Origin of the sequence: Vibrio ruber DSM 16370 (assembly GCF_900163965.1) — a bacterium.
Taxonomy (GTDB): Bacteria; Pseudomonadota; Gammaproteobacteria; order Enterobacterales; family Vibrionaceae; genus Vibrio; species Vibrio ruber.
On record NZ_FULE01000018.1, the window covers coordinates 95,786 to 106,866 of the forward strand.

Sequence of the window (11,081 nt, forward strand, 5' to 3'; positions counted from 1 at the left end):
GAAAGTTATAGTGAATGTTTTTGCCACAATTGTAATTCGACAGCAGGATGTACAAAGTCAATTGATGGCTGACGGTGAACTTGAATGAAACAAATATTAATGAGAAGCCATCAGCTATCACTATCACCATGGCTCAGAGAACGGGTCTGGGGTGGGATTTTTCTGTTCTCGGTAACTTTCTTCATCGGATTATTACTTTACTCAGCGTTAAGTTGGATGTGGGATGAAGATCGTTTGCCACTGTCTCGAATCGTTTTGCAGGGACACTTGAATTATGTCACGGCACACGATGTTCAGCAGGCCTTTGCCACGTTGGATCATGTCGGAACGTTTATGTCTCAGGATGTGGATCAGTTACAACGTCGTGTGCAAATGATTCCGTGGGTTGAGCACGCGTCGATTCGCAAGCAATGGCCTGATACGATTAAAGTGTTTCTGACTGAACATCAGGTTCAGGCAATCTGGAATGGTCAGTCTCTTCTGGATGATCATGGGGTTGTATTCCATGGCGATTTAGGGCTTGTGCAAGGCGAGCATGTCAAATTATACGGACCGGAAAATTCATCGGTTGAAGTGCTTGATATGTGGCGAAAATATAATCCTGAGTTTCAAAAATTAGGATTAAATATTTCCTCTCTGTTGCTGAATGAGCGAAGAGCTTGGCAAATAATACTGGATAATGGTATTCGCCTTGAACTGGGGAAAGAATCCATCAAGGAGCGAATCATGAGGTTCGTTGCACTTTATCGTTACTTTGGTCAAAAAGCTGAAAAAATAAGCTATATTGACCTCAGATATGACACTGGAGCTGCGGTCGGGTGGTTTTCGGAACAAGAGTTAGAGCAAGAGAATACAACGGATGACAAAAATGACCGATGACAACATAATAGTGGGTCTCGATGTTGGCACGGCAACTGTTTCTGCTTTAGTCGGAGAAATATTGCCCGATGGGCAGATTAATATCATCGGCGCAGGGACAAGCCCATCCAGAGGTATGGATAAGGGTGGTGTCAATGATTTGGAATCGGTTGTAAAGTCTGTTCAGCGGGCGATTGATCAAGCTGAATTGATGGCTGAATGTCAGATTAGCAATGTATTTTTATCAATCTCTGGTAAACATATTGCAAGTCGAATTGAAAAGGGTATGGGGACTATTTCTGAGGAAGAAGTTTCTCAGGAAGATATGGATCGAGCCATTCATACCGCAAAATCAATTAAAATTGGTGATGAACAGCGAATTCTGCATGTCATTCCCCAAGAGTTTACGATTGATTACCAAGAAGGAATTAAAAACCCACTTGGTTTATCCGGTGTACGTATGGAAGTCAGTGTACACCTTATTTCCTGTCATAATGATATGGCGAGAAATATCATTAAGGCTGTAGAGCGTTGTGGATTGAAAGTCGAGCAGCTGGTTTATTCCGGGCTCGCTGCCAGCAACGCAGTCATCACTGAAGACGAGCGGGAACTTGGTGTTTGTGTGGTCGATATCGGTGCCGGAACGATGGATATTGCGATTTGGACCGGTGGTGCGCTGCGTCATACAGAGGTTTTTTCGTATGCCGGTAATGCGGTGACCAGTGATATTGCATTTGCATTCGGGACGCCAGTCAGCGATGCTGAAGAGATAAAAGTAAAATATGGATGTGCATTGAGTGAGTTAGTCAGTAAAGATGACACGGTCAATGTACCCAGTGTCGGAGGACGCCCTTCCCGGAGTTTGCAGCGTCAAACCTTGTCGGAAGTGATAGAGCCTCGCTACACTGAATTAATGGGACTAGTTCACCAGACTATCGATACCGTGCAGGAAAAGTTACGATCCGAAGGGATTAAACATCATTTAGCTGCGGGGGTCGTCCTGACGGGTGGTGCCGCTCAGATTGAAGGTCTGGTTGAGTGTGCGGAACGCGTTTTCCGCAATCAGGTTCGTGTAGGAAAACCACTTGAAGTGAGTGGACTCACGGACTACGTAAAAGAGCCGTATCATTCTACGGCGGTTGGTTTACTCCATTATGCAAGGGATAGTCAAATTAGCGACGAGACAGAATATAGTGAGCCTAAGCGCCAATCAATGTCCGGACTATTGAGTCGTTTGCGTAATTGGATACAGAAAGAGTTTTAACCTGAGTTGCAGGAAAAACGGAGATAACACATGTTTGAACCGATGATGGAAATGTCTGACGATGCTGTAATTAAAGTCGTTGGAGTTGGTGGCGGCGGCGGTAACGCTGTAGAACACATGGTGCGTGAATCCATCGAAGGCGTGGAATTCATCAGTGTTAACACAGATGCACAGGCACTTCGTAAAACAAGTGTAAGTACTGTGATTCAAATTGGTGGAGATATCACCAAAGGGTTAGGTGCTGGTGCAAATCCTCAAGTAGGACGTGATGCTGCTCTTGAAGATAAAGAAAAAATTAAAGAATCCCTAACGGGTGCCGATATGGTGTTTATCGCAGCTGGTATGGGTGGCGGAACTGGTACCGGAGCCGCACCGGTGATTGCTGAAGTTGCAAAAGAGCTGGGTGTATTAACGGTTGCTGTAGTCACCAAGCCTTTTAGCTTTGAAGGAAAGAAACGTCTTGCCTTTGCAGAGCAAGGTATCGAAGAGTTATCAAAGCACGTTGATTCTTTGATTACGATTCCGAATGAGAAGCTGCTTAAAGTCTTGGGTCGTGGTATCACATTACTCGAAGCCTTTGCCAGTGCGAACGACGTATTGAAGAATGCAGTTCAGGGGATTGCGGAATTGATTACTCGCCCGGGCATGATCAACGTGGACTTTGCAGACGTGAGAACGGTCATGTCTGAAATGGGACATGCTATGATGGGCAGCGGTGTCGCCAAAGGTGAAGATCGGGCAGAAGAGGCCGCTGAAATGGCTATCTCCAGTCCACTGTTGGAAGATATCGACCTTGCAGGTGCTCGTGGTGTACTGGTCAATATTACCGCTGGTCTTGATATGCGATTGGACGAGTTTGAAACGGTCGGTAATACGGTGAAAGCATTTGCTTCGGATAACGCAACCGTTGTCATCGGTACTTCGCTAGACCCTGATATGGCTGATGAAATTCGTGTAACTGTTGTTGCAACGGGTATCGGTAATGAAAAGAAACCCGATATCACGCTTGTAGCCGGTGGTAAAGCGAACGCAGCACAATCAGCAGGTGCGCAGCAGCAGGTGGCTTCGCCACAACAAGCAAACGCACCTCATGTTGCCGCGAAATCTGAAGAGAAAGTGGCACCGAAGTTGCAGGGAAATATTGAGTCAAAATCTCAGCCTTCATCGGCAAATTCTCAAGGCGCGGGTCAGACTGCTCCGAAAGAGAAAGAAAGTGGTTATCTCGATATTCCAGCTTTTTTACGTCGTCAGGCTGATTGATTTATCATAATTTGACACCGCTCACAATTGTGATATTATTTGCGGCCAATAGGTATTGGCCGTGTTTTGTAGCACTGACATTGAGGCAAGCAGATGATCAGACAACGAACGTTGAAAGAGATAGTGAAAACAACTGGGGTGGGACTTCACTCTGGTCGTAAAGTCACGTTAACTCTTCGCCCTGCCGCTGCAAACACCGGTATTATTTATCGCCGTACTGACGTGACACCACCTGTCGATTTTCCGGCAAATCCAGAAAATGTACGTGACACTATGTTATGTACTGCTCTTGTGAATGATGATGGTATTCGAATTTCTACCGTAGAGCACTTAAATGCAGCGCTTGCCGGGATGGGAATCGATAACGCTGTGGTTGAAGTCGATGCTCCGGAAATTCCGATTATGGACGGCAGTGCCAGCCCATTTGTATTTCTCTTACAGCAAGCGGGTATTGACGTTCAGAATGCGCCGAAGCGATTCATCCGGGTGAAAAAGCCGGTTCGTTTTGAAGATGGTGATAAGTGGGCCGAGTTAGTCCCTTACCAAGGTTTTCGGATGGATTTTGAGATTGATTTCAATCATCCGGCAATTGAATCCGACGAGCAGCGTCTATTATTTGACTTTTCGTCTCAATCGTTTGTTCGTGATATTTCTCGGGCGAGAACGTTCGGTTTCATGCGTGATATCGAATATCTACAGTCACAGAATCTTTGTCTGGGCGGTAGTTTTGATTGTGCTATTGTTCTGGATGATTACCGTATTCTGAATGAAGACGGTCTTCGTTTTGCGAATGAATTTGTTACACATAAAGTTTTGGATGCCATCGGTGATCTATACATGTGTGGCCATTCTATCGTTGGTGAATTCAGAGCTTACAAATCCGGACATGGTCTGAACAATCAGCTATTACGTGCACTTTTAGCAGACCAAGAAGCATGGGAATGGGCAACGTTTGGTGAAGACGTTGGTTCTCCGGTCGCTTTTGCAGACCCAAGCTCTGTGCTGGCGTAACAATCTATTTACTTAAAAAAACCAGACTTCAAGTCTGGTTTTTTTATATCAGTCGGTTGTCGGTATGAATAGAGTGCGTGGTTATTTGTCTTTCTTGTTGGCAAGACAGGCAATGTTTTCCAGCCTTTTCTTTACTTTCGGTGAAGCATGATCGGCGATGCATTTGAGTAAATCTGCTGTTTGAGAAGAAATAATTCGCGGATTTTTTGGCGTTTTATCTTCATTTGCAGATGAGTCAGTTCGATAAATTGACGGGTTGATCACCACTTCGAGACTGACCAAATGAGCAAATCCCTGATTACGCAAATGATTGAGAATTTGTAAGCGTTCATAGTCCAGTTTCATTTTGATTGCCGCACTCGCGACTTCCAATACCAGATTATTGCGGCGAAGATTTGCCACCCGAACGTAAGGCTGAGTTCCCTTCGGCAGCAACGGTAAAATGATCTGGCTTAGCTGATTGATTGACTCAGCATGTTTCTGAATCTCTTTCAGCTTTGAATGGCTGATTAACTCATTCGTGGCAGTCGGGCGGTGATTTCTCATGATAGGATCCAGTCAGTCTAACGCTCACTTTTCTATTCTATCTTAAATTGCTCGTTAATGGCGCTTCTTGTATTTCTTTCTTCGTTTAACGAATCATTTTAAGTATTGTAATCAAACAAATCGTCGGTGATGTTGGTGATCAGACTAAAAATTCCTTACACTATATGCTTCTTAAAAAGAATTGCCTTGAAAAACCATCGATAAGCCTCAATATCGGATAGACATGATTTATCTCAGTACACTTAGTTGATGACTGATAGAGACTGATGGAACAAGAGTAGATCTCAAGTGATCTAAGCATAGAGAGATTCGGATAAAAATGATAACTAAGCTACTGACTAAGGTTATTGGTAGCCGTAATGACAGAACATTACGACACCTGAGAAAAATTGTTAAAGAAATCAATAATTATGAACCCACTTATGAAGCCTTCTCCGATGAAGATTTAAAAGCGAAGACGATTGAGTTTCGTGAGCGTTTAGCTCAGGGAGAAACGCTGGAGCAGCTACTGCCTGAAGCATTTGCAACGGTTCGTGAAGCCTCGAAACGCGTATTTGGGATGCGTCACTTTGACGTTCAGTTGATTGGTGGGATGGTCCTCAATGGTGGACAAATCGCAGAGATGCGGACAGGGGAGGGGAAAACCCTGACTGCGACACTGGCTGCTTATCTGAACGCTTTACCGGGATATGGTGTCCATGTCGTTACTGTGAACGATTATCTCGCTAAGCGTGATGCTGAAACCAACCGACCATTGTTTGAGTTTTTGGGGATGACCGTTGGTGTGAACGTTCCCGGTATGATGCCTCAGGAAAAGCAACAAGCCTATCAGGCTGATATCATCTATGGAACAAACAATGAATTCGGCTTTGATTACTTGCGCGATAATATGGCATTTCGTAAAGAAGACCGGGTTCAGCGAGCTCGCTTTTTTGCAATCGTCGATGAGGTGGATTCTATTCTTATCGATGAAGCCCGAACGCCGTTGATTATTTCCGGTCCTGCTGAAGACAGCTCTGAATTGTACACCCGCATTAACACCTTGATTCCTTCGCTGGAAAGGCAAGAGAAAGAAGACTCGGAAGAATACCGTGGTGACGGGCACTACACCGTCGATGAAAAAGCGAAACAGGTCTACCTGACAGAAACCGGACAAGAGTATGTCGAGGAACTGTTAGTGAAAAATGGCCTGATGAATGAAGGTGATACAGTCTACTCTCCTGCGAATATCAGCTTGCTCCATCACGTTAATGCAGCGCTAAGAGCACATGTCTTGTTTGAGAAAGATGTTGATTACATCGTTTCAAATGAAGGCGAAGTGATTATTGTTGATGAACATACCGGACGAACTATGCCCGGTCGTCGCTGGTCTGATGGTTTGCATCAGGCGGTTGAAGCCAAAGAAGGGGTGAAAATCCAGAATGAGAACCAGACCTTAGCTTCGATTACCTTCCAGAACTACTTCCGTCTCTATGAAAAACTGTCAGGTATGACAGGGACTGCCGATACAGAAGCATTCGAATTCCAGACCATTTATGGCTTGGAAACCGTGGTTATTCCAACCAATAAACCGATGATCCGTGATGATATGGCGGATGTTGTTTATCGGACCGAAGCTGAAAAATTTGCGGCGATCATTGAGGATATTAAAGAGCGTGTGCAAAAAGGGCAGCCCGTCTTAGTCGGGACGATTTCAATTGAGAAATCGGAACTCCTGTCTCAGGCGCTGAAGAAAGCTAAAGTCAAACACAATGTCTTGAATGCGAAGTTCCACGAAAAAGAGGCTGAAATTGTTGCTGAAGCCGGTAAGCCCGGTTCTGTAACGATCGCAACCAATATGGCTGGTCGTGGGACGGATATTGTGTTGGGGGGAAGCTGGCAGTCAAAAGTCGATGCGCTGGACAATCCGACCCAAGAGCAGATTGATCAAATCAAAGCAGAATGGAAAAAAGTCCATGAACAGGTACTGGAAGCCGGTGGCTTGCATATTATCGGTACTGAGCGACATGAATCCCGCCGGATCGATAACCAGTTGAGAGGACGTTCCGGTCGTCAGGGCGATCCGGGATCATCACGCTTTTATCTCTCCATGGAAGATGCACTGCTGAGAATCTTTACCTCAGACCGTATGGCTGGTTTGATTCAGAGTGGTATGGATGAAGGGGAAGCGATTGAAAGTAAACTGTTATCCCGCTCGATTGAAAAAGCACAACGTAAGGTCGAAGGTCGTAACTTCGATATTCGTAAGCAGTTGCTGGAATATGATGATGTTGCCAATGATCAGCGTAAGGTGGTTTATGAACTCCGCGATGAGTTGATGGAAGCAGAAGATATTCAGGAAATGATCGAGCAAAACCGTTTCGATGTCTTCACCGCTGTCATTGATGAATATATTCCACCTCAGTCGCTGGAAGATATGTGGGACATTCAGGGATTACATAATCGCCTGAAACACGATTTTGATCTGAGTTTGCCAATTCAGGAATGGCTGGATGAAGATGATAAGTTGTATGAAGAAGTCCTTCGTGAGCGCATCATTCAAGAAGCCGTGAAAGTTTACCAAGAGAAAGAAACCTTAGTGGGCGCGGAAGTGCTGCGTAATTTTGAAAAATCCGTCATGCTACAAACGCTGGATACATTATGGAAAGAACATCTGGCTGCGATGGATCATTTACGTCAGGGGATTCACCTGCGTGGTTATGCACAAAAGAATCCGAAGCAGGAATATAAACGTGAGTCGTTCGAACTGTTTGAAGGGCTGCTTGATTCTCTGAAATCTGATGTGATCGCGATCCTGTCTAAAGTTCGGGTACAACAGCCTGAAGAAGTCGATGAGATGGAAGCACGTCGTCAGGCTCAGATCGAAGAAGCGGCTCGTTATGCGCAAGCACAACATGCAGAGAGTGATAGTCTCCAAGGTGAAGAGTCACCCGAAGGGCAGCAACCACTGGTTCGTGAAGAGAAAAAAGTAGGGCGTAATGAGCCTTGCCCATGTGGTAGTGGTAAAAAATACAAGCAGTGCCATGGGCGTATTGCTTAAAAATTTCACATGAGTCGAGAGCCGCTGAGAAAGCGGCTCTTTTTTTGCCACGTAATTATCGTTAGACTCGACGGATAACAGCGTGTCAGAGGAATATATGAAAAGAACCCATATTGTTGCGGCGATCATTTTTAATCAGGAACAATCACAAGTTTATATAACCAAGCGGCCAGATCATCTGCATAAAGGCGGATTTTGGGAGTTTCCCGGTGGTAAAGTTGAGAGCGGAGAATCAATTGAGGCCGCCATTCACCGAGAATTAGAGGAAGAGATTGGTATTGAGGTCACAGCTCAACATCTATACCAGCATTTGACCCATGATTACCCGGAAAAGTCACTGGTATTTGATTTTATTTCTGTGACGGATTTTACCGGAACACCTTATGGCAGAGAAGGTCAGGAAGGGCAATGGGTTGCGATTGCTGCACTGACTGATTATCAATTTCCTGAAGCGAATCTGCCCGTTGTTGAGCAACTGATTCATGACTTTTCCCGTTGATTCGAGCGGGCGTCAATGTAGCGAGATTGCATCATGAAGCGTCAACAAGCCTAGCCACATGAGTTGAATGTTGGTAGTTTAGACAAATAAATCGATAGAGATGTAATACGGATGGAATTGTCGATTCGTATTTGAGCAGAATGGAGAAGTTAGCAATGGTTAAAATTGCAATAGCAGGTGCTGCCGGTCGAATGGGTCGCAACCTGGTCAAAGCCACACATCATCATGATCTCGCCACTGTAGGTGCTGGTTCTGAACGTCCGGAATCATCATTGGTCGGGGTCGATATCGGAGAGTTATGTGGTGAGGGACACTTTGGCATCACATTGGTTGATAATCTGGAAAATGCAATTGATCAATTTGATGTCATTATTGACTTCACTTCACCTGTGAGCACTTTGGCAAATATCGCGTTATGTAAGCAGCATGGTAAAAGTATTGTAATTGGCACGACTGGGTTTTCTGAGGCTGAGATTGCACAAATTCATCAGGCTGCACAAGAGATTCCGGTGGTGATGGCTCCTAACTATAGTGTTGGTGTCAATTTGGTATTCAAGCTACTGGAAAAAGCGGCCAGAGTGATGGGAAGTTACTGTGATATCGAAATTGTCGAAGCACACCATCGTTACAAGGTTGATGCACCTTCCGGAACTGCTATCGGTATGGGAGAAGCGATTGCTCATGCGATGGGCAATGAGCTGAAAGATGTTGCTGTCTACGCCAGAGAAGGCATTACGGGCGAAAGACAACGAGAAGAGATTGGCTTTGCAACGATTCGTGCCGGTGACATTGTCGGTGAGCACACTGCCATGTTTGCTGATCTCGGGGAACGTGTTGAGATTTCCCATAAAGCTTCTGACCGGATGACATTTGCCAATGGTGCGGTGAGAGCAGCGATCTGGTTATCGGATAAACAGGCAGGCTTTTATACCATGACGGATGTCCTTTCTCTGAATCAGCTTTAAATACATAATTATGCGCTGGATAGCTCCGGCGCATTCGATTTTTGCTCAAATAATAAGTTTTACTTTGATACTATAACCTGCCAAGTCTGTGCTTTCTTTATTTTGTATAATAAAAGATATCGTATTTTATTTGTGTTAAAGGCAAGAAAAGTTATATTTTTGAGCGTCCGTTATCGATTGCGCTGGTTTGTTTATTTTTTTGTGAATGTTTTTTATCCGTTTCCTCTCTTTTTGACTTATATCCCCCTTGAGTTGTTTGATAATACAGATTTAATGTATCTTTTTACTCTGTTCATTTTATTTTTTTAAATAACACGGTAAAAAAGTACATTTGTTAAGTTTTGAACATTGACACAAATCACACCTATCTATAGAATGCGTCTAATTTGTCCGAAATACTCTATAGTTTTATTCTGTAGCGTTTTAGGAAGGCAAATTTGCAGTTTCATCTAAATTTTTTGCATTTTTATTCTGGAGGTTGTCTTGAGCAAGTCAGCACTGTTAGTCCTGGAAGATGGGACAGTGTTCCACGGACTGTCCATTGGCGCAGATGGCGTTTCCGTTGGTGAAGTCGTTTTTAATACCTCGATGACGGGGTACCAAGAAATCCTCACTGATCCTTCCTACTCTCAACAAATCGTCACTCTTACTTATCCTCATATTGGCAATACCGGCACTAACTCAGAAGATGAAGAATCCTCAGATATTCATGCCCAAGGACTAATCATTCGTGATTTGCCATTGATTGCATCGAATTTCAGAAGTGAGCAAAGCTTATCTGAGTATTTGAACAGTAGAAATATTGTAGGTATTGCAGATATCGATACACGAAAACTAACCCGGATTCTCCGTGAGAAAGGCGCTCAAAGCGGCTGTATCATGGCGGGTGAGAATCTGGATGAGTCACTTGCTTTAGCCAAAGCAAAAGAGTTTCCGGGCCTGAAAGGCATGGATCTGGCAAAAGTTGTGACGACTAAAGAAGCATATGAGTGGACGCAAGGATCTTGGTCTTTAGCAAGTGGACTCCCTCAGGCTAAAGATAAAAGTGAGTTACCTTATCATGTTGTCGCGTACGATTTCGGTGCCAAGCGCAATATTCTGCGGATGCTGGTTGACCGGGGGTGCCGTCTGACCGTTGTTCCGGCGGAGACTCCTGCGGAAACCGTTTTAGCAATGAATCCGGATGGTATTTTCCTTTCAAACGGACCGGGTGATCCGGAACCTTGTACATACGCCATTGAAGCAACAAAAACCTTTTTGGATAAAGGCATTCCAGTCTTTGGTATCTGCCTTGGACACCAAATTCTTGCGCTTGCATCCGGTGCAAAAACCATCAAAATGAAGTTTGGTCATCATGGCGCGAACCATCCGGTCAAAGATATCGAGCGGGATGTTGTGATGATTACCTCGCAAAACCACGGTTTTGCTGCAGATGAAGCAAGTTTGCCGACAACTCTGAAAGCGACCCATAAGTCATTATTTGACGGTTCACTTCAGGGCATTCATCGGACCGACAAACCTGCGTTCAGTTTCCAAGGGCACCCTGAAGCAAGCCCCGGGCCACATGATGCAGCGCCTCTATTTGATCACTTTATTGAACTTATCCAACAACACCGTGCTTAATTCGGAGCGAGTAGA

9 protein-coding genes are annotated in these 11,081 nt (G+C 44.7%); 8 read left to right on the forward strand and 1 reads right to left on the reverse strand.

Annotated features, from left to right (window positions below; translation table 11 throughout):
* Positions 1-84: 84 nt before the first annotated feature.
* The 4 genes from VR7878_RS07375 (at position 85) to lpxC (ending at position 4,393) form a co-directional block, all read left to right on the forward strand.
* Positions 85-879 (forward strand): cell division protein FtsQ/DivIB, encoded by a 795-nt coding sequence (locus tag VR7878_RS07375; RefSeq protein WP_077334831.1) that lies wholly within the window; start codon positions 85-87, stop codon positions 877-879.
* Complete coding sequence (gene ftsA, locus VR7878_RS07380) at positions 860-2,122, forward strand: cell division protein FtsA (RefSeq protein ID WP_077334833.1); 1,263 nt, start codon at positions 860-862, stop codon at positions 2,120-2,122. The genes VR7878_RS07375 and ftsA overlap by 20 nt, the downstream gene beginning before the upstream one ends.
* A gap of 30 nt (positions 2,123-2,152) precedes the next feature.
* Positions 2,153-3,382: a cell division protein FtsZ gene (gene ftsZ / locus VR7878_RS07385; protein ID WP_077334834.1), complete on the forward strand. Its 1,230-nt coding sequence runs from the start codon at positions 2,153-2,155 to the stop codon at positions 3,380-3,382.
* A 93-nt stretch (positions 3,383-3,475) separates the two neighbouring features.
* A complete protein-coding gene (lpxC, locus tag VR7878_RS07390; protein WP_077334835.1) occupies positions 3,476-4,393 on the forward strand; it encodes a UDP-3-O-acyl-N-acetylglucosamine deacetylase in 918 nt (305 codons plus the stop codon).
* 81 nt (positions 4,394-4,474) lie between these two features.
* Here the strand turns inward: lpxC and VR7878_RS07395 are convergent, their stop codons facing one another.
* Positions 4,475-4,939 (reverse strand): DUF721 domain-containing protein, encoded by a 465-nt coding sequence (locus tag VR7878_RS07395; RefSeq protein WP_077334836.1) that lies wholly within the window; start codon positions 4,937-4,939, stop codon positions 4,475-4,477.
* A gap of 319 nt (positions 4,940-5,258) precedes the next feature.
* On the opposite strand from VR7878_RS07395, the gene secA reads away from it, so the two are divergent.
* The 4 genes from secA (at position 5,259) to carA (ending at position 11,066) form a co-directional block, all read left to right on the forward strand.
* Positions 5,259-7,979 (forward strand): preprotein translocase subunit SecA, encoded by a 2,721-nt coding sequence (secA, locus tag VR7878_RS07400; RefSeq protein WP_077334837.1) that lies wholly within the window; start codon positions 5,259-5,261, stop codon positions 7,977-7,979.
* Positions 7,980-8,076: 97 nt separating this feature from the next.
* Positions 8,077-8,478, forward strand: coding sequence for an 8-oxo-dGTP diphosphatase MutT (gene mutT / locus VR7878_RS07405; RefSeq protein WP_077334838.1), 402 nt, complete (start codon positions 8,077-8,079; stop codon positions 8,476-8,478).
* Between the two features lie 155 nt (positions 8,479-8,633).
* Positions 8,634-9,443, forward strand: coding sequence for a 4-hydroxy-tetrahydrodipicolinate reductase (dapB, locus tag VR7878_RS07410; RefSeq protein WP_077334839.1), 810 nt, complete (start codon positions 8,634-8,636; stop codon positions 9,441-9,443).
* A 483-nt stretch (positions 9,444-9,926) separates the two neighbouring features.
* Positions 9,927-11,066, forward strand: a complete 1,140-nt coding sequence (carA, locus tag VR7878_RS07415) for a glutamine-hydrolyzing carbamoyl-phosphate synthase small subunit (protein ID WP_077334840.1) — start codon at positions 9,927-9,929, stop codon at positions 11,064-11,066.
* Positions 11,067-11,081: the final 15 nt, after the last annotated feature.

What these genes read in the sequence shown, in the direction of transcription:
- VR7878_RS07375 (WP_077334831.1), top strand. Translation starts at nt 85, where the DNA reads ATGAAACAAATATTAATGAGAAGCCATCAGCTATCACTATCACCATGG.
- mutT (WP_077334838.1), top strand. Translation starts at nt 8,077, where the DNA reads ATGAAAAGAACCCATATTGTTGCGGCGATCATTTTTAATCAGGAACAA.
- ftsZ (WP_077334834.1), top strand. Translation starts at nt 2,153, where the DNA reads ATGTTTGAACCGATGATGGAAATGTCTGACGATGCTGTAATTAAAGTC.
- secA (WP_077334837.1), top strand. Translation starts at nt 5,259, where the DNA reads ATGATAACTAAGCTACTGACTAAGGTTATTGGTAGCCGTAATGACAGA.
- VR7878_RS07395 (WP_077334836.1), bottom strand. Translation starts at nt 4,939, where the DNA reads ATGAGAAATCACCGCCCGACTGCCACGAATGAGTTAATCAGCCATTCA.
- lpxC (WP_077334835.1), top strand. Translation starts at nt 3,476, where the DNA reads ATGATCAGACAACGAACGTTGAAAGAGATAGTGAAAACAACTGGGGTG.
- ftsA (WP_077334833.1), top strand. Translation starts at nt 860, where the DNA reads ATGACAAAAATGACCGATGACAACATAATAGTGGGTCTCGATGTTGGC.
- dapB (WP_077334839.1), top strand. Translation starts at nt 8,634, where the DNA reads ATGGTTAAAATTGCAATAGCAGGTGCTGCCGGTCGAATGGGTCGCAAC.